The sequence below is a fragment of the Flavobacterium sp. genome, from assembly GCF_031411595.1.
Taxonomy (GTDB): Bacteria; Bacteroidota; Bacteroidia; order Flavobacteriales; family Flavobacteriaceae; genus Flavobacterium.
This window is the reverse complement of the sequence record NZ_JANOBI010000035.1, coordinates 89,788-114,058: the sequence shown is the minus strand read 5'-3', so window position 1 is coordinate 114,058 and position 24,271 is coordinate 89,788. Positions and strand designations below refer to the sequence as shown.

The following is a 24,271-nucleotide window of genomic DNA, read 5'->3' as shown; positions in this document are numbered from 1 at the left end:
TACAATTCGCATCGAAATACTCGCTCGGGTCAGCCACTCAGAAACTCAAAAAAATGTCGCTACACACCTTCAAAAATTGGTCGGATGATTTGAAATTCCAAGACAAACAACCTGTGTTGTTTATTGGACATGGTTCACCGATGAATGCCATTGAAGACAATGCGTTTTCACAAACGTGGGCGACAATGGGTAGTGAAATACCGAAACCTATTGCTGTTATTGTGATTTCAGCCCATTGGCTTACCAACGGAACGCATATAACTGCGATGGAAAACCCTAAAACCATTCATGATTTTGGTGGTTTCCCTCAAGCTTTATTCGACGTTCAATATCCGGCGAAAGGCAATCCCAAATTGGCTAAAGCTACAGCTGATTTGATTACTTCCACGAATGTAATTCAAGATCATGATTGGGGTTTAGACCACGGCACTTGGTCGGTGGTGAAGCATATGTATCCGAACGCTGATATTCCGGTGTTGCAGCTCAGCATCGATTACAACAAACCTCCACAATACCATTTTGATTTAGCGAAACAATTGCAATCACTTAGAAACAAAGGAGTTTTGATTATTGGTAGTGGTAATATGGTGCACAATCTCAGAATGGTTGCTTGGGATAAATTACAAGAATCAGAATTTGGTTTCGATTGGGCGATTGAAATGAATCAAGTGTTTAAAGAAAAAATTGGCAACCGCGATGTTGCGTCTTTAGTTCATTATGAAAAACTAAATGCTGCTGCGAAATTAGCGATACCAACGCCCGATCATTATTATCCGTTGCTTTACACTTTGGCATTGCAAGATAATCAAGATGATATTGCCTTTTTCAATGATAAAGCGGTTGGAGGTTCCTTGACGATGACTTCAGTCAAATGGGGAAATTAGTTTGAAACTTCGATGTTCGGATTGATCTTCAACAATTCCGACAAGAAAACATCGCTTTTTGCAGGCGATACATAAACATCCTCAGCTTTGTTATACGTGATAATAAATCCTTTGGTATCTAGAGCTGGCTTCATCGTAACAGGTACATACAATCCTGAAAAATATTTAATCTTTTGAATTTTTTCAATATCGATTCTACCGCGAAATGGTCCGGAACGATACAATAGAAAATGTTGTTTGATGACATACCGAGTATCCAATAATGTCCAAACGACTAAAGCGATTACCAACGATAAAATTACGATGGGTAAAGTGGATAAATGTTCTTTTTCTAATCCGATGCCTAAAAGTGCAATCATACTGATGACAATAAACCAGAGTATGGCAACGGTGTAACTGTTTTTTGTAGAAAGAAATCGATTCATGGGGTTTGCTTTATTCATTCATAAATAATCCAATTTGGACTATTGATTTAATTTTCAATATTGAGGGGACAAATATAAAAAATCGTTTATTTTTACGCTAAATTAATACAAATACCAATATGATTGACTGGAAAACGGTAAAAGAATTTGAAGATATCACGTATAAAAAATATAATGGCGTGGCGAGAATCGCTTTCAACCGCCCAAATGTTCGCAATGCCTTTCGTCCGAAAACGACTTCTGAGCTGTATCAGGCGTTTTATGATGCTCAGGAAGATACTTCGATTGGTGTGGTTTTATTGTCGGCTGAAGGCCCATCAACCAAAGATGGCGTGTATTCATTTTGCAGCGGTGGCGATCAAAATGCGCGTGGACATCAAGGTTATGTAGGCGATGACGGCCAACATCGATTGAATATTTTAGAAGTGCAACGACTCATTCGCTTTATGCCGAAAGTAGTGATTGCAGTTGTTCCGGGTTGGGCTGTTGGAGGTGGTCATAGCTTGCACGTGGTTTGCGATTTAACATTAGCAAGTAAAGAACACGCGATTTTCAAACAAACCGATGCTGATGTAACGAGTTTCGACGGTGGTTACGGTTCTGCATATTTAGCTAAAATGGTAGGGCAGAAAAAAGCGCGTGAAATTTTCTTTTTAGGACGCAATTACTCGGCTCAAGATGCTTTTGATATGGGCATGGTCAATGCTGTAATTCCACACGACGAGCTTGAGGATACCGCTTATCAGTGGGCACAGGAAATTTTAGAGAAATCACCTACATCGATAAAAATGCTCAAATTTGCTATGAACTTAACCGATGATGGTATGGTCGGACAGCAAGTGTTTGCAGGAGAAGCCACACGTTTAGCATATATGACCGAAGAAGCGAAAGAAGGCAGAAATGCATTTCTTGAAAAACGAAAGCCTAATTTCGGAGATAATAAATGGTTGCCTTAAAAATTAAACACTAATTTCATTGCATGTCACGAATTAATTTGTGTAAATTGCTAAGCTCGGGCCACGAAGCTCGTGTTAGCCTTTTAAAGACATACAATTATCATGGAAAACTTTACCAACGAAACAATCGATACCACACAACTTCCAAAGTTTGAAGAAGTGCTGTATTCAAAATTGCATGCCTCTTATTGGAAAATCATTTTGATTCAAATCGCCATTGTGTTTGTGATTATTAGTGCCGGTTTTGTATTATTAATTAATAATGCTCAAGAAGAAATAGCGCCCTTTCAAATCAAGATTGGCTTGGGAATTTTATCCATTTTTATATTGATTGTATGGTTTTCAAGAATTGGATTTAACAAAAAAGGATTTGCGTTTCGCCAACATGATGTGCTTTTTCGCCATGGTGTTATTGCAACTAATACACTTGTAATTCCTTATAATAGAATACAACACGTTTCTTTACATGAAGGTATCATTTCCCGTTTTTATGATTTGGCGAAGATCGAAATTTTTACTGCAGGCGGAAATTCAAGTGATATTGAAATACCAGGAATAGAAAAAACACAAGCCGAAAATATCAAACAATTGTTGATGGGCAGAATTCAAAAAGAGTTGTAATGGGCATGTTTAAAGAACCACAAAAACAATCTTCTATCGGAATTCTAGTACTGTTTTTTGATACGCTACAGCATTATCTGCGCGCCTTATGGCCCATTTTGGTGGTGTGGATTTTTAAATTTAATGAAGTCAACAAAACCTATCTTCTCATAGGAATTTCAGTTGGTGTTCTGCTCATTGGATTAATTGCGTATTTGAAATATATCAATTTCACTTTTTATCTCGATTCAGAAAAAGAAGAATTCATCATCAACGAAGGCATTTGGAGCAAAACCAGAACAACGATTCAATTGCATAAAATTCAGCAAGTGAATATCACGCAATCGTTAATTCAACGCGCCATTGGTGTGTATGCGCTCGATGTTGATACTGCCGGAAGCAATGATAAAGAAGGGAAAATTAAAGCGATTTCTCACGAGTTGGCTTTAGAATTAAAATCGAAATTGCTCGATAATGAAAGGAGAATTAAAGTTGATGGCAATGAAGCTAACACGACAGAAACTTTCATTGAGGAAAACCATTCATTCATCAATATCAGCTTTTTAAGTTTGGTTAAAATGGGCATCACATCGAATTATGTTAGGAGTTTTTCACTTTTGTTACTGTTCTTATTTACTGTTTTAGATTATACCCAAAAAATCATGGGCGCCAATGTTTGGGAGGACAAAGACATTGAGAATTATGTGAATAGCAGACTGCTCATTCAAAGCTTATTTGTTGTGATTGTGTTTTTATTCATAGTCATCATTCTGATCAATTTAGCGCGCATCATCATCAAATATTTCGATTACAAAATCACGCGACAAAAAGGATCATTGTTGCTTTCGTTCGGATTGTTAAATACGAAAAGCACCATCATCAAACCTGAAAAAGTACAGATTACAGCGGTTTCTCAGAATTATTTTCAAAAGAAAATGAATATTCTGCATCTCAGAATCAAACAAGCATCGCATAACGAAAAAGAAGAACGCAACGCTGCTATTGAAATTCCGGGTTGCAATCAAATCGAAAAAGACGCTATATTGAAACTGCTTTTTCAAAAAATTCCACAAAAAGGCGTCATGCTTAAACCCAATTGGCGAAAGCTTGGTTTCTCCGTTTTTCTTACGATTGGCTTGCCATTGATTGGTTATTGTATTTTTAGAAATTATAACCCGACACTTGGAAAAGATTACGACTATAGTGTGTGGATTTATATTATTTTTGTAGGCGTGATTCAGTTCTTTAAATTCAAAAACAACAAGTTGTTTATTAACGATGATTTTATTATCATGCAAAGCGGTGCATGGGATATCAATAATGAAATTATTGAACCCAGTAAAATACAAGCCATCACAACCTCACAATTGTTTTGGCATAAAAGCATCAATATAGGATCGATTATATTGCACACCGCTGGAGGGAATATCGCTTTTCAATTGGGAAATTTCACCGCCATAAAACAATATGTCAATTTATGGCTGTACGAATTGGAACGATCGGACAGCAATTGGATGTGATCAATTAACCCTGAATAATTATTAATTAAAATGAAGCATTGGATACAAGCAGCACGATTAAGAACCTTACCATTATCAGTGTCTGGAATTATTTTAGGTAGTTTTTACGCCATGTCGCAATCGATGTTCAATTGGAAAATTGTCATTTTTGCACTGACCACCACTTTAGGTTTACAAATCCTTTCGAACTTTGCCAATGATTATGGTGATGGCATCAAAGGAACTGATAACGAAGATCGAGTAGGGCCAAAGCGCACTATTCAAAGTGGTGTGATTTCTCCGGAAGCTATGAAAAGAGCTATGGTAATCACTTCAGTATTGACTTTTATTTCCTCAGTTTTATTAATTTACAATTCCTTTAAAGAAAACAATCTAGGTTTTTCGTTGTTCTTTTTAGTACTTGGAATTCTGGCTATCGCCTCAGCCATTCGCTATACTGTCGGCAACACAGCTTATGGTTACAGAGGTTACGGCGATTTGTTTGTATTCATCTTTTTCGGAATGGTGAGCACGATGGGCATCTATTTTATGTTCGCCAAAACTTTAGAAAATGGTTATTTGCTTTTGTTGCCCGCAACAGCCATAGGATTCTTGAGTGTTGGTGTACTCAATCTCAACAATATGCGTGATGAAATCTCTGACAGGAAAGTGGGTAAGAACACCATCGTTGTCAAAATCGGTGGTGAAAAAGCCAAAATCTACCATTATTTTCTAATCATTTCAGCCATGGTTTTGGTATTGATTTTTGCGATACTCAACGATTTTCATTTTGACCAGTATCTGTTTCTTATCGCATACGTTCCATTGGTCAAACATTTAATCACCGTATATAAAAATAAAGACTCAAGAGCATTAGATCCTGAACTTAAAAAAGTGGCACTAAGTACTTTTCTATTGTCAATACTGCTTTCGCTGTGTCTGATTTATTTCTTGTCGGATATTATCGTCAACAATTCTTAAAAGCTATAAAAAATGAAAATCACTTATTACGGACATGCTGCACTGCAAATCGAAATTAGCGGTAAAACCATACTCGTCGATCCGTTTATTTCTGCAAACCCAAAAGCGGCGCATATTAACATCAATGAACTCAAATTCGACTATCTTTTCCTAACGCACGCGCACCAAGATCACACGTTGGATGTTGAACACGTGATGCAATTCAATCCCGAAGCGGTTATAGTTTCGAATGCTGAAATTGTGACTTACTACATGCTCAAAGGCTTCAAAGCACACATGATGAATCATGGTGGAAGCTGGAAATTCGATTTCGGTCTCGTGAAATATGTCAATGCCATTCATTCCAGTTCATTTGCTGATGGTACTTACGGCGGAAATCCCGGTGGTTTTGTCATTGAAGGAGAGCACAAAAACATCTACATAGCTGGCGATACGGCGCTAACGATGGATATGAAACTCATCCCAATGCGCACCAAACTCGACTTAGCCATTCTCCCAATCGGAAGCAATTTTACTATGGATGTTGACGATGCTATTATCGCTTCAGATTTCATAGATTGCGACAAGATTATGGGCTATCATTACGACACGTTCGGCTACATCGAAATCAACCACGAAGAGGCCATTCGCAAGTTTTTCAACAAAGGAAAGGACTTAATGCTACTCGATATCGGACAAAGCATAGAATTATAGTTCTTTGTTACGAAATGCCCTAGCCCCGATAGAAGGGAAAATCCTTTTTCGCCGGTTTTCGGCGGAAAAGATTGGAATGATAGCGGGAAATAGCTCCTAATTAATATAATAAATTTTGCGTCTCTGCGTCTTTGCGAGCAAAAAAAATTATGCAATACAAACTCAGCTTCTTATTATTACTAATCACAACTTTCTGCTTTGCCCAAACCGATGGCTACTGGGATAAAGAGCGCGCCACATCCAAACAAATCATCATCAGCGCACGAGAACGCATCATCATTCCTGTAGAAGAATTGCCCGAAGGCACCACAGAAATCGTATACAGAATCACGCTTCTTGACGAAAATCAAAAACTATCCAACAGCTTGGTTTCGATTCTAAAAGCCATTCCCGATCCAACCGGAATTAGTCAAGGTTCTGCTGGAGCAGTTTTTTTGCTATCCAAAATTGCAGGCGACGACAAATGCAAATATGCGATTTTCAACAACAAAGACTTAGCCCTCGATTACAAAAAAGAAGGCAACGTCGATAAAGCTTGTCTCTATCAAAACAATCCTATAAACAAAGACGCCAAAAGACTTTCAACCAAATCATCTACTTGTTTCAAATCCGGTATGATGTGGTTCGGTTTCGAAAGCAAAAACTGGATTATGAATCAGCGCATCATACTAGAAGTCGTGCCGTGGGTAGACACCAAACTCAGTCGTGGCTGGACCATAGAAAACAGAAAAAATGTTTTGAGCATTTGTAAATCGACGGATTTAGCAAAAAAATTACCCAATGCCGGAGCAGATGATTATTGTGTTTGTGTGCTCGATAAAATTCAAAACCAATACAAATTTCAAGAATATCAAAACTTATTGGCAGCCGAAAAAACAAAAGCATTTAAAGACGGCGGATTGACTTGTTATAACGAATCAGGAGCATCAACTACAATTTATGATAACAATCGTTTAGAAGCTTCTCAATTCACTTCACAAGGTAAGTACGGACAAGCCATTGTCAAACTGTTGCCTATCATCGAAGAAAAAAAAGCCAAAGTTTCAGATTACGATGCGCTTGGAATCAATTACATCTACACCAAACAATACGACAAAGCGCTCAAATATTTGAATATAGGCGAACAACTTGATCCGACGGAATTGTCGCTGCAATTGCATTTGGCGCACGCTAATTTGTTTAAAGGCAACTACAGTAAGGCAAAATCGATTTATAAAAAATACAAAAGCCAAAATATTTCTGATAGCATGGGTTGGAATGAGCAAGTTAAAGCTGATTTTATTTTGTTTGAGAAATTGGGTTTGCCAACGAACGATTTTGAACGCATTTTAAATATTCTACAATAGATGGTTGCTAAGTATCAAAAGTACATTCTAAACTTCAAACAACCCTCAGGAACGTCACGTGGCGTATTGACTCAAAAGGAAACCTGGTTTATCACGCTCGAAGAAAACGGTAAAAAAGGAATAGGCGAGTGCGGTATCTTGCGTGGGTTAAGCATTGATGATCGCGATGATTATGAAGAAAAACTGCAGTGGGTTTGTGAAAACATTCATTTAGGAAAAGAAAAGCTTTGGGAAAGTTTAATAGAATTCCCATCAATTCAATTCGGAATTGAAATGGCATTCGAATCTTTATCCGCAGAAAATCCCTTTGAATTGTTTCCGTCCGAGTTTACAAAAGGACAAAAAAGTATTCCAATAAACGGCTTGGTTTGGATGGGCGACGAAGCCTTTATGAAACAGCAAATTGAACAGAAATTAGCGGCTGGTTTTCATTGTATCAAACTCAAAATTGGCGCGATAGATTTCGACAAAGAACTGGCATTATTGCGCTTCATTCGACAAAATTATAGCCCGGAACAAATCGAGATTCGCGTCGATGCAAACGGTGCTTTTGTTTCAGAAGATGCTTTACTTAAATTAAATCAACTGTCTGGTTTTAAAATTCATAGCATAGAACAACCTATAGCAAAAAATCAGCATGACATCATGTCAGAACTGTGTAAAATCACTCCGATTCCAATTGCTTTGGATGAAGAACTGATTGGTGTGTTTTCATTCGAAGAAAAGAAAGCTTTACTCCAAAAAATCAAACCGCAATACATCATTTTAAAACCTAATTTTATTGGCGGATTTCGCGGTACACAAGAATGGATTTCATTAGCAAAAAAACACCAAATCGGCTGGTGGATTACTTCGGCTTTAGAAAGCAACATCGGACTCAATGCCATCGCACAATGGACCTATTTGCAAAACAATCCGATGCCGCAAGGATTAGGAACCGGCGCTTTGTATACTAACAATTTCGATAGTCCGTTAACCGTTTCTAATGGAGAATTATGGTATACCGGAAATGTTTGGGATTTCTATTTGTAAAGGCACTTGAAACATCAAATTTTTAAATCCACAAAATAAATCCTATTTTAGCCAAACAATAGTACCAGTATGATTTCGGAAACGCAATTTCAAAACGAATTAAAGATCATTATCGAAAACGGTATCCGAGAAGATATTGGTTCGGGAGATTACAGTTCATTAGCTTGTATTCCTGCATCGACTATTGGAAAAGCGAAATTATTGGTTAAAGATCAAGGTATTATTGCCGGTGTTGAATTGGCCAAAATGATTTTCCACTATGTTGATTCGAATTTAGTTATTGAAACTTTTATTCAAGACGGAACGCCAGTAAAATTCGGAGATATTGTATTTCACGTTTCAGGAAGCTCACAATCCATTTTGAAAGCGGAACGACTCGTATTGAATTCGATGCAAAGAATGTCCGCGATTGCTACCAAAACCAATAGTTACGTTAAACTACTTGAAGGCACCAAAACCAAAGTACTCGACACCCGAAAAACAACTCCAGGTTTTCGAGCTGCGGAAAAATGGGCCGTCAAAATTGGTGGCGGTGAAAATCATCGTTTTGCATTGTATGATATGATTATGCTCAAAGACAATCACAACGATTTCGCTGGCGGCATCACAAAAGCTATATCCAAAACCAAAGCGTATCTTGCAGAAAACAACCTCGATTTAAAAATCATTGTGGAAGCCAGAAACTTAGACGAAATCAAAGAAATTCTACTAAGCGATGGCGTTTACAGAATTCTAATAGACAATTTTAATTACGATGATACGCGAGAAGCCGTTAAATTAATTGGTGACCAATGCCTCACAGAATCCTCAGGAAACATCAACGAGAAAACCATCCGACATTACGCTGACTGTGGTGTAGATTATATATCATCAGGCGCACTGACGCATTCCGTTTATAACATGGATTTAAGTTTAAAAGCATTTAGTAATGAGTAAAGAAATAGAAGCCAGCATTGCAAAAATCCCGGTGCTACGCAACTTGGTCAGAGCTTTGAAAAAAGTGAAATTACCTTGGTTGCAAGGAATGTCACTGTATGATTTACTTTTAATATATGGTATTGCCATAACAGAAGGCGCTTTATCTTACAGAGCTGGTGCCATTGCGTTCAGCTTTTTCATGGCGTTGTTTCCGTTCGCGCTGTTCATATTAAACCTAATTCCATACATTCCCATCGAAGGTTTTCAGAATGATTTTCTCCAATTCGTATCCGAAGGAGTGCCGCCAAAAACTTACGAAGCGATTGCCGCAATCATCAACGATATCTTGCATAATAGTCATTCCGGACTACTTTCTTCGGGATTTCTTTTGTCGATATTTTTAATGGCGAATGGCTTGAATGCAATCATGGGTGGCTTCGAAACTTCGCATCACGTCATCATCAAAAGAGGTTTTTTTAGACAGTATTTTATTGCGGTTGGAATTTCATTAATACTTTCAATGTTACTTCTGGTAACCGTAGCTGCAATTGTTGTTTTTGAGGTGTTTATACAAAAAACAATCATTCAAGATGTGCTCAGCGATAGCATTCCATTAATCAGAATGGGGCGATATGCTTTTGTAATTCTAATGATTTTACTGACGACTTCAATATTGTTCAAATTCGGAATCAAACATGACAAGAATCGGAAATTCATTTCCATCGGCTCAGTATTCACAACCATACTAATCATCATTTCATCGTACGGCTTTGGAATTTGGGTCGTGAAATTTTCAAAATACAATCAATTATACGGCTCGATCGGAACATTGCTAATCATGATGTTCTACATTTGGATCAACTGCATGATTTTGCTTTTAGGATTCGAACTCGATGCCGCTATCAATAAATTAAGACAACAAAAACAAGTGGAACAATAATTTTAAGAATGGTTTTTAGGAGCTGTTTCCTGCTGTCCACTAAATCTTTTGCGCCGAACGCCGGCACAAAAGGATACCGTTCCCATCAGGGCTAGAACACCGGATTTATGAAGAAAATATTTTTTTACATTTTAATATTCGCAACCTCTCAAGTGCTACATGCACAAAGTCCATCTATTCTAGGAAAATGGAAAACCATCGACGATGAAACCGGAAAACCGCTTTCTATTATAGAAATTTTTGAGAAACACAATAAAATATACGGAAGAGTAATTGAGATATACAATCCAAAAAACAAACCGACCAAATGCATCAAATGCGATGGAGAAGATAAGAACAAACCTATTGTCGGACTTATCGTCATCAAAGGATTAACCAAAGAAGGCAACGAATACACCAACGGAAAAATCCTGGATCCGAAACACGGCAAATTATACAAATGCTCCATATCTTTCGAAACCAAAGACAAACTAAAAGTCAGAGGCTATTTCGGAATCGAACTCATCGGGCGAACACAATATTGGGATCGCGTCAAAGGGTAAACAAACCATTAATTTCATCAGCATGTCTTTTTTTGCAGAAGTAATTTTACCGCTTTCGCTGGCTAAAACCTTTACGTACAGTATTTCAGAAGCTGAATTTCATTTTCTGAAAAAAGGCATGCGTGTGACTGTGCCATTTGGGAAAAGTAAAATATACACGGCGCTTGTGGTCGATTTACACCAAAACGAACCCCAATTATACCACGCCAAAGAAATCCACCAAATCCTTGACGAAACGCCAATTGTAAACGAAATTCAAATACAACATTGGCAATGGATTGCTTCGTATTATATGTGCGCCATTGGTGATGTTTATCGTGGTGCCATGCCGAGTGCTTTATTGCTCGAAAGCGAAACTGTCATTGCTAAAAAAGCGGAAGTTTATCTCGAACAACACGAACTTTCCGATGATGAATATTTGGTTTACCAAGCGTTGCAACATCAGTCGTCACTTAAGGTTCATGATATCATATCGATTTTAAATAAGAAAAATGTTTTTTCGATTCTTCAAAAATTGATTGATAAAAATATTTTGGTATTGCAGGAAGAAATTACAGAAATCTACAAACCAAAATTAGTGCGTTACATCAGATTGCATACTGAATTTACTTCAGATGAATCATTGAATCAATTGCTCAATAGCTTGAAAGGCGCAAAACAAACTGAAATTCTGTTGCAGTATTTTCAATTGCAAGCCACAGAAAAGAAGCCGATTTCCGTAAAACAATTGACGAATGCAGCAAATTCATCATCAACTGTTGTCAAAGCCTTAATCGATAAAAATATTTTTGAAGAATATTATCTTCAGGAAGATCGTGTCAATTTTGAAGGTAAGCTTAGAGAAGATGCTTTGCAGTTGAGTGAAGTGCAACAACGCACTTTCGATCAAATTAAGAAACAATTTCTTACGAAAGATGTTTGTCTATTGCATGGCGTGACTTCGAGTGGTAAGACAGAAATTTACATTCAACTTATTGAAGAATATTTAAAGCAGGAAAAGCAAATCTTATACTTATTGCCGGAAATTGCATTAACTACGCAACTTGTAGAAAGGCTGCGAAGTTATTTCGGCAATAAAGTAGCGGTTTATCACTCAAAATACAGCAATAACGAAAGGGTGGAAGTATGGCGGCAAGTGCAGGAAGTTTCTGAGAAAGCGCAAATTGTTATTGGCGCGCGTTCTGCTTTGTTTTTACCATTTTCAGATTTAGGTTTTATCATTGTCGATGAAGAACATGAACAAACGTTCAAGCAGCAAGACCCATCGCCACGTTATCATGCACGAGATGCTGCGATTGTTTTAGCAAGCATGCATGAGTCGAAAGTATTGTTGGGTTCTGCAACACCAAGTATCGAAACCTATTTTAATGCACAAAGCAATAAATTCGGTTTGGTTGAAATTACGGAGCGTTATGGGAAAGTACAATTGCCGGAAATCGCCTTGGTTGATTTGAAAGATAAGTACTTCCGAAAACAAATGACAGGTCATTTCAGCGATACCTTGATGGAAGAAATCGCTTTGGCTTTATCGTTAAATGAACAAATAATTCTGTTCCAAAATCGTCGTGGCTATTCTCCGGTTGTGGAATGTATGAAATGTGGGCATGTTCCGCAATGTCCGCAATGTGATGTAAGTTTAACTTATCATAAACAGAAAAACCAATTGCGATGTCATTATTGCGGTTATTCTATGGCGAACCCTACGCATTGTCATAGTTGTTCAAGTCCACATCTAACAACAAAAGGTTTTGGCACGGAGCAAATTCAACAAGAATTAATTACTCTTTTTCCAAATGCCAAAATCGGCAGAATGGATCAAGACACAACGCGTGGAAAATTTGGTTTTGAAAGGGTTATTGATAGTTTTAAAAACCGAGAAGTTGATATTTTAGTAGGAACACAAATGCTTGCCAAAGGTTTGGATTTTGATAATGTGAGTTTGGTTGGTATTATGAATGCAGATAATATGCTGTATCATCCTGATTTCCGTGCTTTCGAGCGAAGTTTTCAAATGATGACGCAAGTTGCGGGTCGTTCCGGCCGTTCAGAAAAAAGAGGTAAGGTTATTATTCAGACGTATAATCCGAATCATAATACGATTCAGCAGGTTACGCATAATGATTATTCTGGAATGTATGCTGAGCAGTTATATGAAAGAAAGATCTATCAATATCCACCATATTTCAGATTAATAAAACTCACATTGAAGCATCGTGATTTTGAAAAACTCAAAGAAGGATCGACGTGGTTGTATCAAGTTATGCAGCAAAATTTAAAAATCCCTGTGCTTGGCCCTGAAGAACCACCAATTGGAAGAATTAGGAATGAGTACATCAGAACCATTCTAGTGAAAATTCCACAAAATCAACCGTTACAAAGCACAAAAAAAACTATCCAGAAAATACTGGATAGTTTTGATGCAGTTTCACAATTCAGAGCAATCAAAATTGCTGTGAATGTTGATTTTTATTAAGCAATTGCTAAAGCGCGAACAAGATCTTCTTTCTTGTTTCGACTTAAAGGTATTTTTGTAATCCCAATTTCGGCAAATTTACTGTTAAATCGTTCTACTTTATCAATGTTAATAATGTAAGACTTGTGTACTCGGATGAATTTGTCTTTCGATAAATCTTTCTCAAAAGACTTCATCGTAGAAAGTACTAAGTTGCTATCTTCTTCAGTAACTACTTTTACGTAATCACCAAAAGCTTCAATCCATTTGATTTTTGAAGTGAACACTTTTAATTTTTTAAGATTACTCTTAATAAAAATATGTTCTCCGTCTTCTTCTTGATTTTCTTTTTTAAGTAAATGAAAATCCATGGCACGTTTTACAGAAGCGTTGAAACGATCAAGGGCAATCGGTTTTTGTAGGTAATCCGTTGCATCATAATCGAACGCTTTCATAGCGTACTCAGCCTTAGACGTGATAAAGATGATTTGTGGTTTCGTCTTTAATCCGTCTAGAAAATCAAAACCGCTGATGACTGGCATTTCAATATCTAGAAATATCAAGTCCACGGTATGTACCGACATGCAATTTTTTGCTTCGATTGCATTTGAAAAATCACCAATTAAATGTAAATTTGGGTGATTATTTACTAACTTTGCGATGATCATCCTTTGGATTGACGAGTCATCTACAACAACACAATTTAGTTTCATAATTTTTATTTATTATAGATTTGGAATGACGAAAGTAAAATCTTTTTTCCAATCAACCTAGCCTTTATCGGTTTTTTTTGCGTTTTAACGATAAAAAATGTGTTTTTCTTGTTTATTTAAAAAAAATGATTACTTTTGCAAAAATTAACAAATTTTAAAATAATTAATTATGAATCATTATGAAACTGTTTTCATTTTAAATCCCGTTTTATCTGACGTTCAGGTAAAGGAAACAGTGAGCAAATTCGAAGAATTTCTTACGTCCAGAGGAGCAGAAATGATATCAAAAGAGGATTGGGGTCTGAAAAAGATGGCTTACGAAATCCAAAATAAGAAAAGTGGGTTCTACCATTTATTCGAATTCAAAGTAGCAGGTGAAGTGCTTATCGCATTTGAAACTGAATTTAGACGTGACGAAAGAGTAATGCGTTTCTTGACTGTAAGTCTTGACAAACACGCCATCTCTTGGGCAGAAAGAAGAAGAACTAAATTAAAAGCAGCGAAAGCGAACTAATCATGGCAAATCTACAACAATCCGCTTCAGGAAAGAAAGATGGAGATATCAGATATCTTACACCTTTAAATATTGAAACCAACAAAACCAAAAAGTATTGTCGTTTCAAAAAATCTGGAATCAAATATATTGATTATAAAGATGCAGACTTCTTATTGAAATTCGTAAACGAACAAGGTAAAATCTTACCACGTCGTCTTACAGGAACTTCATTAAAGTACCAAAGAAAAGTGTCAGTAGCTGTAAAAAGAGCAAGACACTTAGCGTTAATGCCATATGTGGCTGATTTACTAAAATAATAAGAAGCGAAAATGGAAATTATATTAAAAAAAGACGTACAGAATGTAGGCTTTAAAGACGATATCGTATCTGTGAAAGCAGGTTACGGTCGTAACTTCCTAATTCCACAAGGACACGCGCATTTAGCGACACCTTCTGCTAAAAAAGTTTTAGCTGAGAATTTGAAACAAAAAGCACACAAAGAAGCTAAAGTTGTAAACGATGCAAAAGCATTGGCTGAAACTTTAAAAGCTATCGAAATAAAAATCTCTGCGAAAGCAGGTGGTGAAAAATTATTTGGATCAATCACGAATATCGACATTGCTGAAGCTTTAGAAAAAGCAGGTCAGACTATCGATAGAAAATTCATCACAAGCGGAATCGTAAAACGTACAGGTAAATATACCGCTAACGTTCGTTTGCACCGCGATGTAATCGTTGAATTGCCATACGAAATCGTTGCTGAAAAAGCATAATTCGTAATTATAATAATTAGAATCCCGATGAAAGTCGGGATTTTTTTTTGAAGCTATTTCCCGCTATCCACTCCCAATCTTTTGCGCCGAACGCCGGCACAAAAGGATTTCCGTTGCTATCGGGGCTAGGGCAATCTACTCAAAACAAAAACTCAGTATCTCAGGTACTCAGCAACTCAGAAACTCCAGAAATGAAATACACCAGACTCACCAAAGAACAATTAGAAGAACTCCACCCCGAATTCATCAACTTCCTCGCAACCCAATCTATTGATAAAGCAGAATGGGATAAACTTAAAACCGAAAAGCCAGAAGTGGCCGAACAGGAACTCGATGTTTTTTCCGACCTGATTTGGGAAGGTGTACTTTCACGTGCTATCTATTTAGAACATTTCTCTAAAAACCATATTTTTCTATTTCATTGTTTCGAAAAGCATATTGAATCTATCATTCTAAAATCACTTGTCGCTGAAACCGATTTTCTAACTAAAGAAGGATTGCAATGGCTCAGTGATAATATGTTTACCGAAACCATCGAAATGAAAGTCGGTAAAAAAGAATATACAGAAGAACGCAATACTTCCATTTTTCAATTAATCCAACAAGGTGCTTTTTTAAGCGACGGACAATTATACCAACAAATCAATTCCATTATTCAATCGTAATTTTTTAGGAAGTTCTTTTATAAATTAGTTATTTTAGTACACGATTTCAAATACTAAAGCTGCTAATTTTTTATGGATATTATTCAAACCATCCTAAACCTTCGAGAGGAACTCAATTTGCACAACCACAATTACTATGTGCTTGATGCGCCAACAATTTCAGATTTTGAATTCGACCAAAAACTCAAACAACTTCAAGAATTAGAAAATCAAAATCCACAATACTTTGATGAGAATTCCCCAACACAGCGAGTGGGAGGCACCATCACGAAGAACTTTCAAACCGTCGCGCATGACTATCGAATGTATTCACTCGATAATTCGTATTCAAAAGAAGACTTAATCGATTGGGAAAACCGCATTCAGAAAGTATTAGGAAGTGTAGCTTTAGAATATACTTGTGAATTGAAATATGACGGTGCATCCATAAGCATTACTTACGAAAACGGTAAACTAAAACGCGCTGTAACTCGTGGTGATGGTTTTCAAGGCGATGATGTAACAAACAACATCAAAACCATCAAATCCATTCCATTGCAATTAAAAGGAAACAATTTTCCTCAGAAATTCGACATCCGTGGCGAAATCATTTTACCATTGTCCGGTTTTGAAAAAATGAATCAAGAGTTAATCGAAATAAGTGAAGCTCCATATTCAAACCCAAGGAACACCGCTTCCGGAAGTTTAAAACTACAAGACAGCACCGAAGTAGCGAAACGCCCACTAGATTGTTTGTTGTACTTTTTAATTGGAAATAACCTGCCATTTAATTCTCAATACGAAGGTTTACAAACCGCAAGAATCTGGGGATTTAAAGCGCCAACCGAGGCCAAACTCGCCAAAAATCTCAACGAAGTTTTCGAATTCATAGATTTTTGGGATACACACCGACACCATTTGCCTTATGAAACGGATGGTGTAGTCGTAAAAGTCAATCGCTTTCAATACCAAGACGAATTAGGCTACACCGCCAAATCGCCACGTTGGGCTATCGCCTACAAATTCAAATCAGAACAAGTTTCCACAAAACTCAATTCGATTTCCTACCAAGTCGGAAGAACCGGAGCCATCACACCAGTAGCCAATTTAGAACCGGTACAACTCGCCGGAACTATTGTAAAACGAGCATCATTGCACAATGCCGATCAAATCGAGAAACTGGATATTCGTGTTGGTGATGTCGTTTTTGTAGAAAAAGGCGGCGAGATCATTCCAAAAATCATAGCAGTCGATTTAAGCCAACGACCTCAAAATACCGCACCCACAATTTACATCACCCAATGCCCGGAATGCCAAACCGAATTGATTCGATCGGATGGAGAAGCCAACCATTACTGCCCAAATTTCTATGGTTGCCCGCCGCAAATCATCGGTCGCATCCAACATTACATTTCAAGAAAAGCAATGGATATTGAAGGGCTTGGCGGAGAAACTGTCGCGTTGCTTTTCAACAATGGGCTCGTTCACAACTATGCCGATTTATATGAATTGACCGTCGAACAAGTATTACCGCTCGAAAGAATGGCGCAGAAATCGGCAGAAAATCTCGTGAACGGCATCGAAAATTCCAAAAAAATTCCTTTTGAAAACGTATTGTATGCACTAGGAATTCGATACGTAGGCGAAACGGTCGCGAAGAAGCTAGCGAAACATTACAAAAGCATCGATGCGCTGCAACAAGCCAGTTTAATGGATTTAATTTTAGTGGATGAAATTGGAGACAGGATTGCCAACTCTGTCATTGAGTTTTTTGAAAATAAAGAAAACCAACGCATTATCAACCGATTGAAAGCTTACGGAATTCAGTTTGAAATCATCGAAAAAATCAACCCCAATGCCACACAAAAATTAGCCGGTAAAACTTTTGTAGTTTCAGGTGTGTTTACCATTTATTCACGCGACGGACTCAAAGAAGCCATCGAAGACAACGGCGGAAAAGTCGGCAGTTCCATTTCTGCTAAAACCGATTACGTGATTGCCGGCGAGAATATGGGCCCGGCGAAATTAGAAAAAGCCAATCAGTTGAAAGTTCCCATTATTACTGAAAACGACTTCATAAATTTATTAAATGAAAACTAAACAAATTGCACTGTGGTTGTATATTTTTTGCAGTATATTGGCTGTCATCGCTACGATTATCGATAATGACCTAATGATTCTATTGGTCAAACCGGCAGTAATTCCAGCGATCTTATATTATTATCTCGCGAGTAAAACCTCCAAAGTCAATTGGTTATTCATTGTCGTTTTGATACTCAATTTTATCGGCGATACCATCGTATTGCTTGAAATAAAAGACGAGACACTAATTCTGATGGTTCCGTATTTTATTTCGTATTTGCTGTTGCTTCGTTTTGCCATTCAGGATTTACGTACAATGAAATTTTATAAGTCAGGAATTCTAATCGCATCAATCATTTTCTGTTTTCTAATGTATGTGCTTCACGAACTTATTCAAATGTTTATCGACACCAATCCGGAACTGGTTATTCCGGTAATTGTATACGGAATCGTGCTTGGCGTATTTGGTTGCATTGCCATGTATTGCTATTACGCGAAGATTGCAGCTTATACTTTTTATTTGTTGATGTTTGTGATAACGAGCATCGTTTCAGATGTTTTTTATATGCTGTTCCATTTTCTTTTTCAGATTCCATTTCTGAATTATATTGAATTCGCTACACAATTGGTATCGTATTATTTTGTAGTCAAATACTTTGTTTCAAGGAAAAATTATTTGCATTAAACCAGTATTTTTACGTTTATTCAAAAAATAGAGTAAATTTAGCCGTAATTAATTGTTGCTTTTCAAATTAAAATATGAAAAATAAGTACTTGAGTTTTAAATCCGATAAATTATTAAAACCATTTATTGCTTTTTATTTTTTTGTAGGTTTTGTTGAAATCATCGCCGAACTTTTTAATGACCACTTCTTTATCTCCATATCAAAACCGCTCTTAATGCCCATGTTGATAGCCATTTATTGGATTTCATCAAAAAACAGAAACAAATTTTTTATACTTGCATTGCTCGCAGTTTGGTTTGCTAATTTATTTTTTATTTCGAGTTCAATGATTTGTTTTACAATCGGAACGCTATTTTTCTTGGTTTATCGCTTGTTGGTTATTTATTTGGTATTGAAAACAGTAAAATTCCCGGGGTCCATTCCAATGATAATAGGTGCTTTGCCCTTTCTATTCGTCTATTTATTTGTAGCCAATCTTTCTTATCATGATGCAGAATACCGCTTTTACCTGTTCATTATTCAAGGATTGGTTATGATTTTATTCGGAAGTTTATGCTTGGGAAGTTATATCGTGAAATCGAATACATCAAATACTTATTTGCTTATAAGCACGATGTTTTTTACAATAATTCAATTCGTTTTAGTCATCAAAATGTTCTATTTGAATTATAATATCTTTCGACCTCTAGCCATGTTGTTCTTCATATTCGGGCAATATTTATTATACCTTTTTATCATTATTGAAGAAAAGAAAAAGAAGCGTTATCAAATTATCAATAAAATTAATTAGGCCGTTTAATTTAATTTTAATCCCATGATATTTGAAACCAAAACCACTGCAAAAAACAAGGTGTTATATTCTATAAACGTCGCGTATTTCGCATTGGCATTTATTCAAATTGTTGCTGAACTTTTAGATTATAACAATACAGCACTTTCAATCAGAATTATTTTACCTTTATTATTATTGGCACTCTATCATATCAATTCGATAATAAAGAATATTTTGTTTTATATCGTTATGGGTTTACTACTCATCAGTAATATATTGTTTTTTTATATTAATATGAAGCTGTTTTTCTACGGAATAATAGCTTTTATTCTGCTTCGAATCATTACCTTAGTGATTGTTTTTAAATTGACAGAAGATAAAAATTACCTTCATATTGTAGTGGCATCATTTCCTTTTTTAGTCATTTTTTTCTATTTGATTTCTGCCACCAACGAAATTTCGGAGTATGAGTTTAACCTACTAATCCTTCAAAGTGTTTTAATTTCTTTATTGGGCGGTATTTCAATAGTAAATTATTTCAAGAATGACAACAGACAAAATTCATGGCTATTAATAAGCACTTTGCTTTTTGTCGGATTGCGGTTCATAGTTTTTATCGAACGTTATTTCAGCTCAAACCTGACACTGGCTATCTACAGACCAATAGAAATTATATTGAGTGTTTTTGCTTTTTATACTTTTTATAAATACGTAATCGCCGCCGAATCTAAAGAGAATAAAAATTTTATAACCAATAGCGATGAATCGTGATTTTAAAATAAATGGTTTAACAATTTTATACTTTGCAATAGCTTTCATTCTATTGATGGCAGAATATTGGAAATCAACATCTCTATTGTCAGTTTTCAAACCACTCCTGATTCCGAGCTTGATGATGTTGTATTTAGTGACTTCAAAAAACAAATGCTATTGGTATGTTGCAGCACTGTTTTTTGCCTTTTGCTCGAATGTGTTTTTATTGTTTATTGATAACCCTAAATTATTGTTTTATGGCATCATGGCTTTTCTGTTTTATAGAATCGCATCCATCATTACAATCGTTAAAAAAGGAGATGAAATTGTATTGCTTCCGCTGGTTCTAGCCACGGTTCCGTTTTTATTTATCTTCTCGTATTTGATTTATGTGATGGTCAATCCAAGCAACCCGAATTTTTACCCAACAATAATCAACGATATCATCATCTCGATCTTCAGCGGATTGGGATTGTCGAATTATGTGATGAATGACAACAAACAAAATTCATGGCTCATCATCAGCACATTACTATTCACTTTCTTAGTGATTTTGTTTATGGTAGAAAATTTTTATATTCCAAATGAAGTGTTCAAACCCTTGTCAGCTGTAGTATTTTCACTGGCGCATTATGCTTTTTATTTGTTTGTAATCGAATCCGAAAATCATACAACAATCGATTTGCCCTGAGCTATTTTAGCCTGATCCGAATCCAAGTAAAAATCAACCCGACCCAAATTCACACCATAACAGCCCACCTGATTCACCAATACATCTTTGCCTTCAGCATTTTTCAAAACCGTTGGTTTGTCTAAGAAAGTATGCGTATGACCGCCAATAATCAAATCGATGTCTTTCGTGAGCGCGGCCAATTTCACATCCGAAATCTTATCCTTATCCGCTTCACTTTTATATTGATAACCTATGTGCGACAAACAAATCACCAAGTCGCATTGTTCTTCTTGCTTTAAAATTCGCGCCATATCTTGCGAAACAGCCACCGGATCGTTATATACCGTTTCTTTATAGTTCTTCTTATCCACCAAACCTTCAAGGCCAACACCCAAACCAAAAACGCCAACCTTAATGCCGTTCTTATTGAAGATTTTATAGGGTTTAATCAATCCATTCAACACCGTATTTTTAAAATCATAATTCGCCGAAACAAAATCAAACTGGGCATGTGGCAATTGCGCGTAAAACCCGTCAATGCTATTGTCAAAATCATGATTCCCCATCGTCGCCAAATCATAACGCATCATACTCATGAGCTTAAATTCGAGTTCACCACCATAATAATTAAAGTACGGTGTACCCTGAAAAATATCACCAGCATCCAGCAACAAAACATTCGGATTCTCAGCGCGAATAGTTTCAATCAAAGCGGCTCGTCGCGCCACACCACCCATATTCGGGTTTTTTGGATGCGTCGGCGGAAACGGATCAATATAACTGTGCACATCGTTCGTGTGCAAAACCGTCAAATGCTTTGTAGTATTGTTTTTAAAACTACTCAACGACAAGCCTAAACTCATTAGGGCTGTAGTAGCTGCCGTTTTTTCTATAAATTCTCTTCTTTTCATTTTTTTTGAGTTTCTGAGGTTCTGACCCGAGCGAGTATTACGATGCGAATTGTATGGAGCGTAGTGGAATAAGTTTTTTTTAGGAGCTGTTTCCTGCTATCATTCCAATCTTGTCATTGCGAGCTTGCGCGGCAATCTCCCAATGCCAAGGATTTTCCCTTCTATCAGGGCTAGGGCATTTCGTTATTTTTCAACTGTAATCCTTGTGTCAGTAGTCATCGGAATCGTGTCCACATCTTTAAAATAATCAATCAAAATATTACGCAGCTTATAATCCAAATCATACTTCTGAACGCCTTTTTTAAAGAAATTCATATTGTCACCGCCATTCGCCAAATAATCATTGGTTCCTACATAATAAATATTGGCCCGAAGAAATGGTTTCCCTTGAATCATAATGTCTTTCGCCACATTATTCTTATCAATCGTGAAAGTCATTCCAGATAATGGATGTGGTTTTTTTTCAGTGATAATATATTGCAGCATTTCTTCAATTTGTTCGCCTTTCAATCCAATAACCACCAAACTGTTTTCAAAAGGCATGATTTCAAAAGCGGTTCTCGCTGTCACATTGCCTTGCGGAATAATCGACCTAACGCCACCGGCATTGAGTAAAACGATGTCTATTGATTTCTTTTCACGTGCCATAAAAACCGGATTACCTTTGAGCATCACTGCATCAGAAAACATGTTACCCATAGGTGTTTGCCATTCGCCATTTTTGTCTAAAGTTTGTGGCGCAACAGCCAAAATTGTACTCAAATCCTGATCGATATGCTCGCGATAAGGTTTTATAAATTCTTCAATAGCAGCGACTTCTTTATTCTTATCGGTAATACCGATTTCTTTGCCTTCAATTTTGGTCACATACAATTTTTGCTGGCGACAAGAAACACTCAAAAGAAATGTTAAGAATAAAACAAAATACGACAATACAACGTTATAGTTTTTTAGTTTTACCATCCGAAATGAAACTTATTTAATTAAATTTGTAATCCAAGTAAAAGTAGTATGTTTTTAAATTATTTAAAGAATTTTTTTACTCAAAAAATAGTTAAGAAAAATCTATCTAATGTAAAACACACGCCTACACAAGCAACCATTCAAACGATTGGCATTGTTTTCGACGAAAGTTACTTCTACGAAAGAGCCGCATTGGTTCAGGAATTAATTCAAAAAGGAATTCAGGAAAATAATATTAAAGTGTTGGTTTTTAAAGACACAATCAAGAAAAACGAACAATTTGATTATCCTGTTTTTAGCCACAAAGATTTGAGTTGGACTGCCACTTTCGACAAATCGGAAGTCAAAGATTTTACCGCTCAAAAATTCGATTTGCTGATTAATTATTACGATACTGAAAAGTCGGCTTTGTTGCAGGTGTCCAATCAATCGAAAGCCAGTTTTAAAGTGGGTTTTGCTTCGATTGATAAAAAATTGAACCACTTTATGATTAATACCAATGCTGAAAACTATAAAGTGTTTATCGAGGAGCTCTTTAAATATCTAAAAATATTAAACAAAATATAATATGCAATCACTTGTTGGAACTGGAGTTGCCTTAGTCACACCTTTCAAAAAAGATCTATCTGTTGATGTTGATGCACTCAAAAAAATCGTCAACTTTCAAATCGACAATCAAATAGAATATCTAGTCGTTTTAGGCACCACTGCCGAAAATGTTACGTTATCTGATGCCGAAAAAAACTTGGTCATTCAAACCGTAATCGAAGCCAATAATAAAAGATTGCCACTTGTTTTAGGCGTTGGTGGAAGCAATACCACAAAAGTAATTGAAGAATTAAAAACTAGAGATTTATCAGGTTTCGATGCGGTGCTTTCGGTTTCTCCATATTACAACAAACCAACGCAAGAAGGCATTTACCAACATTTTAAAGCGATTGCTACAGCTTCACCGTTGCCAATCATTTTGTATAATGTTCCCGCACGAACTGGAAGTAATATGTTGCCTGAAACCGTAATTCGATTGGCGAATGATTTTAAAAACATTGTGGCGATTAAAGAAGCAGCGGGCGATATCGTTCAAGCAATGCAACTCATTCAAAACAAACCCAAAAATTTCTTAGTAATTTCAGGCGATGACATGCTTGCATTACCCATCGTTTTAGCCGGTGGAAGTGGTGTCATCTCAGTAATCGGCGAAGGCATTCCAAAATTATTCTCCGAAATGATTCGCTTAGGTTTACAACGAAAAGTGGATGAAGCGTATCAATTGCATTACAAAGTTGCAGATCTAATCGATTTGATTTTCGAACAAGGCAATCCAGCCGGCATCAAAGAAATTTTCAAATGTTTAGGATTGTCAGAAAACACAGTGCGATTACCACTTGTAAATACCGATGCGGTTTTGGCTTCAAAAATTGAAAAATTCTTTAAAAACCTTTAGCATTTATCTCAATAATAGCGCACATTTTATTAATAAAAAAAATATTTTGTAGTGTCTAATTAATAACTAAATTTGCAGTTCATTTTAAAAACA

27 protein-coding genes are annotated in these 24,271 nt (G+C 36.4%); 23 read left to right on the top strand and 4 right to left on the bottom strand.

The genetic code is table 11. The annotated features are described in order from the left end of the window. The first annotated feature begins 53 nt into the window (after positions 1 to 53). Positions 54 to 884 (top strand): 4,5-DOPA dioxygenase extradiol, encoded by an 831-nt coding sequence (ygiD, locus tag RMO03_RS08250; protein ID WP_309641619.1) that lies wholly within the window; start codon positions 54 to 56, stop codon positions 882 to 884. Here ygiD and RMO03_RS08245 read toward each other — a convergent pair. Then, complete coding sequence (locus tag RMO03_RS08245; protein WP_309641618.1) at positions 881 to 1,327, bottom strand: PH domain-containing protein; 447 nt, start codon at positions 1,325 to 1,327, stop codon at positions 881 to 883. The two genes, ygiD and RMO03_RS08245, sit on opposite strands and share 4 nt — an antisense overlap. Positions 1,328 to 1,428: 101 nt before the next feature. On the opposite strand from RMO03_RS08245, the gene RMO03_RS08240 reads away from it, so the two are divergent. The 11 genes from RMO03_RS08240 to priA all read left to right on the top strand — a co-directional run bounded on the left by RMO03_RS08240 (position 1,429) and on the right by priA (position 13,289). Further along, positions 1,429 to 2,265 carry a 1,4-dihydroxy-2-naphthoyl-CoA synthase gene (locus RMO03_RS08240; protein WP_409024914.1) on the top strand — a complete coding sequence of 279 codons (837 nt, stop codon included), beginning with the start codon at positions 1,429 to 1,431 and terminating at the stop codon, positions 2,263 to 2,265. Positions 2,266 to 2,367: 102 nt separating this feature from the next. Further along, the gene (locus RMO03_RS08235) at positions 2,368 to 2,886 is read left to right on the top strand and encodes a PH domain-containing protein (RefSeq protein ID WP_309641617.1); all 519 of its coding nucleotides are present in this window, start codon (positions 2,368 to 2,370) and stop codon (positions 2,884 to 2,886) included. Positions 2,887 to 2,891: 5 nt separating this feature from the next. Continuing rightward, the gene (locus tag RMO03_RS08230; protein ID WP_309641616.1) at positions 2,892 to 4,385 is read left to right on the top strand and encodes a PH domain-containing protein; all 1,494 of its coding nucleotides are present in this window, start codon (positions 2,892 to 2,894) and stop codon (positions 4,383 to 4,385) included. Positions 4,386 to 4,415: 30 nt separating this feature from the next. Next, on the top strand, positions 4,416 to 5,345 hold the full coding sequence (gene menA, locus RMO03_RS08225; RefSeq protein ID WP_309641615.1) for a 1,4-dihydroxy-2-naphthoate octaprenyltransferase: 930 nt from the start codon (positions 4,416 to 4,418) through the stop codon (positions 5,343 to 5,345). Positions 5,346 to 5,357: 12 nt separating this feature from the next. Beyond that, positions 5,358 to 6,038: a metal-dependent hydrolase gene (locus RMO03_RS08220; protein ID WP_309641614.1), complete on the top strand. Its 681-nt coding sequence runs from the start codon at positions 5,358 to 5,360 to the stop codon at positions 6,036 to 6,038. Positions 6,039 to 6,187: 149 nt separating this feature from the next. Further along, entirely contained in the window at positions 6,188 to 7,384 is a 1,197-nt protein-coding gene (locus tag RMO03_RS08215; protein ID WP_309641613.1) for a hypothetical protein, read from the top strand. Beyond that, positions 7,385 to 8,416, top strand: coding sequence for an o-succinylbenzoate synthase (locus RMO03_RS08210; protein WP_309641612.1), 1,032 nt, complete (start codon positions 7,385 to 7,387; stop codon positions 8,414 to 8,416). A gap of 69 nt (positions 8,417 to 8,485) precedes the next feature. Further along, positions 8,486 to 9,352 (top strand): carboxylating nicotinate-nucleotide diphosphorylase, encoded by an 867-nt coding sequence (gene nadC / locus RMO03_RS08205; protein WP_309641611.1) that lies wholly within the window; start codon positions 8,486 to 8,488, stop codon positions 9,350 to 9,352. After that, a complete protein-coding gene (locus RMO03_RS08200; protein ID WP_309641610.1) occupies positions 9,345 to 10,274 on the top strand; it encodes a YihY/virulence factor BrkB family protein in 930 nt (309 codons plus the stop codon). The genes nadC and RMO03_RS08200 overlap by 8 nt, the downstream gene beginning before the upstream one ends. Before the next feature lie 107 nt (positions 10,275 to 10,381). Next, positions 10,382 to 10,816, top strand: coding sequence for a DUF2147 domain-containing protein (locus RMO03_RS08195; protein WP_309641609.1), 435 nt, complete (start codon positions 10,382 to 10,384; stop codon positions 10,814 to 10,816). A gap of 22 nt (positions 10,817 to 10,838) precedes the next feature. Beyond that, positions 10,839 to 13,289 (top strand): primosomal protein N', encoded by a 2,451-nt coding sequence (priA, locus tag RMO03_RS08190; RefSeq protein WP_309641608.1) that lies wholly within the window; start codon positions 10,839 to 10,841, stop codon positions 13,287 to 13,289. On the opposite strand, the gene RMO03_RS08185 is transcribed toward priA, so the two are convergent. Then, positions 13,286 to 13,981 carry a LytTR family DNA-binding domain-containing protein gene (locus RMO03_RS08185; RefSeq protein WP_166337326.1) on the bottom strand — a complete coding sequence of 232 codons (696 nt, stop codon included), beginning with the start codon at positions 13,979 to 13,981 and terminating at the stop codon, positions 13,286 to 13,288. The two genes, priA and RMO03_RS08185, sit on opposite strands and share 4 nt — an antisense overlap. 169 nt (positions 13,982 to 14,150) lie before the next feature. Between RMO03_RS08185 and rpsF the strand changes: the two genes are divergently transcribed. The 9 genes from rpsF (at position 14,151) to RMO03_RS08140 (ending at position 20,878) form a co-directional block, all read left to right on the top strand. Then, positions 14,151 to 14,495, top strand: coding sequence for a 30S ribosomal protein S6 (rpsF, locus tag RMO03_RS08180; RefSeq protein ID WP_298223445.1), 345 nt, complete (start codon positions 14,151 to 14,153; stop codon positions 14,493 to 14,495). A gap of 2 nt (positions 14,496 to 14,497) precedes the next feature. Then, entirely contained in the window at positions 14,498 to 14,794 is a 297-nt protein-coding gene (rpsR, locus tag RMO03_RS08175; RefSeq protein WP_136152299.1) for a 30S ribosomal protein S18, read from the top strand. A gap of 12 nt (positions 14,795 to 14,806) precedes the next feature. Then, on the top strand, positions 14,807 to 15,250 hold the full coding sequence (gene rplI, locus RMO03_RS08170) for a 50S ribosomal protein L9 (protein ID WP_309641607.1): 444 nt from the start codon (positions 14,807 to 14,809) through the stop codon (positions 15,248 to 15,250). A 191-nt stretch (positions 15,251 to 15,441) separates the two neighbouring features. Next, complete coding sequence (locus RMO03_RS08165) at positions 15,442 to 15,915, top strand: DUF6495 family protein (RefSeq protein WP_309641606.1); 474 nt, start codon at positions 15,442 to 15,444, stop codon at positions 15,913 to 15,915. Between the two features lie 72 nt (positions 15,916 to 15,987). Beyond that, complete coding sequence (gene ligA, locus RMO03_RS08160) at positions 15,988 to 17,994, top strand: NAD-dependent DNA ligase LigA (protein ID WP_309641605.1); 2,007 nt, start codon at positions 15,988 to 15,990, stop codon at positions 17,992 to 17,994. Continuing rightward, on the top strand, positions 17,984 to 18,661 hold the full coding sequence (locus RMO03_RS08155) for a lysoplasmalogenase family protein (RefSeq protein ID WP_309641604.1): 678 nt from the start codon (positions 17,984 to 17,986) through the stop codon (positions 18,659 to 18,661). Before ligA ends, RMO03_RS08155 begins: the two co-directional genes overlap by 11 nt. Before the next feature lie 74 nt (positions 18,662 to 18,735). Beyond that, positions 18,736 to 19,452, top strand: a complete 717-nt coding sequence (locus RMO03_RS08150; protein ID WP_309641603.1) for a lysoplasmalogenase family protein — start codon at positions 18,736 to 18,738, stop codon at positions 19,450 to 19,452. Positions 19,453 to 19,476: 24 nt separating this feature from the next. Further along, on the top strand, positions 19,477 to 20,205 hold the full coding sequence (locus tag RMO03_RS08145) for a hypothetical protein (protein WP_309641602.1): 729 nt from the start codon (positions 19,477 to 19,479) through the stop codon (positions 20,203 to 20,205). Beyond that, positions 20,195 to 20,878 (top strand): lysoplasmalogenase family protein, encoded by a 684-nt coding sequence (locus tag RMO03_RS08140; RefSeq protein ID WP_309641601.1) that lies wholly within the window; start codon positions 20,195 to 20,197, stop codon positions 20,876 to 20,878. Before RMO03_RS08145 ends, RMO03_RS08140 begins: the two co-directional genes overlap by 11 nt. Here RMO03_RS08140 and RMO03_RS08135 read toward each other — a convergent pair. Continuing rightward, complete coding sequence (locus RMO03_RS08135) at positions 20,854 to 21,771, bottom strand: metallophosphatase (protein WP_309641600.1); 918 nt, start codon at positions 21,769 to 21,771, stop codon at positions 20,854 to 20,856. The two genes, RMO03_RS08140 and RMO03_RS08135, sit on opposite strands and share 25 nt — an antisense overlap. Before the next feature lie 183 nt (positions 21,772 to 21,954). Beyond that, the gene (locus tag RMO03_RS08130) at positions 21,955 to 22,734 is read right to left on the bottom strand and encodes a 5'-nucleotidase (protein ID WP_309641599.1); all 780 of its coding nucleotides are present in this window, start codon (positions 22,732 to 22,734) and stop codon (positions 21,955 to 21,957) included. A 48-nt stretch (positions 22,735 to 22,782) separates the two neighbouring features. Here RMO03_RS08130 and RMO03_RS08125 point away from each other — a divergent pair, with 48 nt between their 5' ends. Both RMO03_RS08125 and dapA read left to right on the top strand, forming a co-directional pair. Beyond that, entirely contained in the window at positions 22,783 to 23,301 is a 519-nt protein-coding gene (locus RMO03_RS08125; RefSeq protein WP_309641598.1) for a DUF6913 domain-containing protein, read from the top strand. 1 nt (position 23,302) lies between these two features. Beyond that, positions 23,303 to 24,178 (top strand): 4-hydroxy-tetrahydrodipicolinate synthase, encoded by an 876-nt coding sequence (gene dapA, locus RMO03_RS08120; protein ID WP_309641597.1) that lies wholly within the window; start codon positions 23,303 to 23,305, stop codon positions 24,176 to 24,178. The last annotated feature ends 93 nt before the right edge of the window (positions 24,179 to 24,271 follow it).

Bases quoted from the DNA above. Each gene is read 5' to 3' on its own strand.
- RMO03_RS08145 (WP_309641602.1), top strand. From the start codon at position 19,477: ATGATATTTGAAACCAAAACCACTGCAAAAAACAAGGTGTTATATTCT.
- rplI (WP_309641607.1), top strand. From the start codon at position 14,807: ATGGAAATTATATTAAAAAAAGACGTACAGAATGTAGGCTTTAAAGAC.
- RMO03_RS08240 (WP_409024914.1), top strand. From the start codon at position 1,429: ATGATTGACTGGAAAACGGTAAAAGAATTTGAAGATATCACGTATAAA.
- nadC (WP_309641611.1), top strand. From the start codon at position 8,486: ATGATTTCGGAAACGCAATTTCAAAACGAATTAAAGATCATTATCGAA.
- RMO03_RS08220 (WP_309641614.1), top strand. From the start codon at position 5,358: ATGAAAATCACTTATTACGGACATGCTGCACTGCAAATCGAAATTAGC.
- RMO03_RS08130 (WP_309641599.1), bottom strand. From the start codon at position 22,734: ATGGTAAAACTAAAAAACTATAACGTTGTATTGTCGTATTTTGTTTTA.
- rpsR (WP_136152299.1), top strand. From the start codon at position 14,498: ATGGCAAATCTACAACAATCCGCTTCAGGAAAGAAAGATGGAGATATC.
- RMO03_RS08150 (WP_309641603.1), top strand. From the start codon at position 18,736: ATGAAAAATAAGTACTTGAGTTTTAAATCCGATAAATTATTAAAACCA.
- RMO03_RS08200 (WP_309641610.1), top strand. From the start codon at position 9,345: ATGAGTAAAGAAATAGAAGCCAGCATTGCAAAAATCCCGGTGCTACGC.
- RMO03_RS08185 (WP_166337326.1), bottom strand. From the start codon at position 13,981: ATGAAACTAAATTGTGTTGTTGTAGATGACTCGTCAATCCAAAGGATG.
- RMO03_RS08140 (WP_309641601.1), top strand. From the start codon at position 20,195: ATGAATCGTGATTTTAAAATAAATGGTTTAACAATTTTATACTTTGCA.
- ygiD (WP_309641619.1), top strand. From the start codon at position 54: ATGTCGCTACACACCTTCAAAAATTGGTCGGATGATTTGAAATTCCAA.
- RMO03_RS08215 (WP_309641613.1), top strand. From the start codon at position 6,188: ATGCAATACAAACTCAGCTTCTTATTATTACTAATCACAACTTTCTGC.
- RMO03_RS08125 (WP_309641598.1), top strand. From the start codon at position 22,783: ATGTTTTTAAATTATTTAAAGAATTTTTTTACTCAAAAAATAGTTAAG.
- dapA (WP_309641597.1), top strand. From the start codon at position 23,303: ATGCAATCACTTGTTGGAACTGGAGTTGCCTTAGTCACACCTTTCAAA.
- rpsF (WP_298223445.1), top strand. From the start codon at position 14,151: ATGAATCATTATGAAACTGTTTTCATTTTAAATCCCGTTTTATCTGAC.
- RMO03_RS08245 (WP_309641618.1), bottom strand. From the start codon at position 1,327: ATGAATAAAGCAAACCCCATGAATCGATTTCTTTCTACAAAAAACAGT.
- ligA (WP_309641605.1), top strand. From the start codon at position 15,988: ATGGATATTATTCAAACCATCCTAAACCTTCGAGAGGAACTCAATTTG.
- RMO03_RS08135 (WP_309641600.1), bottom strand. From the start codon at position 21,771: ATGAAAAGAAGAGAATTTATAGAAAAAACGGCAGCTACTACAGCCCTA.
- priA (WP_309641608.1), top strand. From the start codon at position 10,839: ATGTCTTTTTTTGCAGAAGTAATTTTACCGCTTTCGCTGGCTAAAACC.
- RMO03_RS08210 (WP_309641612.1), top strand. From the start codon at position 7,385: ATGGTTGCTAAGTATCAAAAGTACATTCTAAACTTCAAACAACCCTCA.
- RMO03_RS08235 (WP_309641617.1), top strand. From the start codon at position 2,368: ATGGAAAACTTTACCAACGAAACAATCGATACCACACAACTTCCAAAG.
- RMO03_RS08155 (WP_309641604.1), top strand. From the start codon at position 17,984: ATGAAAACTAAACAAATTGCACTGTGGTTGTATATTTTTTGCAGTATA.
- RMO03_RS08195 (WP_309641609.1), top strand. From the start codon at position 10,382: ATGAAGAAAATATTTTTTTACATTTTAATATTCGCAACCTCTCAAGTG.
- RMO03_RS08165 (WP_309641606.1), top strand. From the start codon at position 15,442: ATGAAATACACCAGACTCACCAAAGAACAATTAGAAGAACTCCACCCC.
- RMO03_RS08230 (WP_309641616.1), top strand. From the start codon at position 2,892: ATGTTTAAAGAACCACAAAAACAATCTTCTATCGGAATTCTAGTACTG.
- menA (WP_309641615.1), top strand. From the start codon at position 4,416: ATGAAGCATTGGATACAAGCAGCACGATTAAGAACCTTACCATTATCA.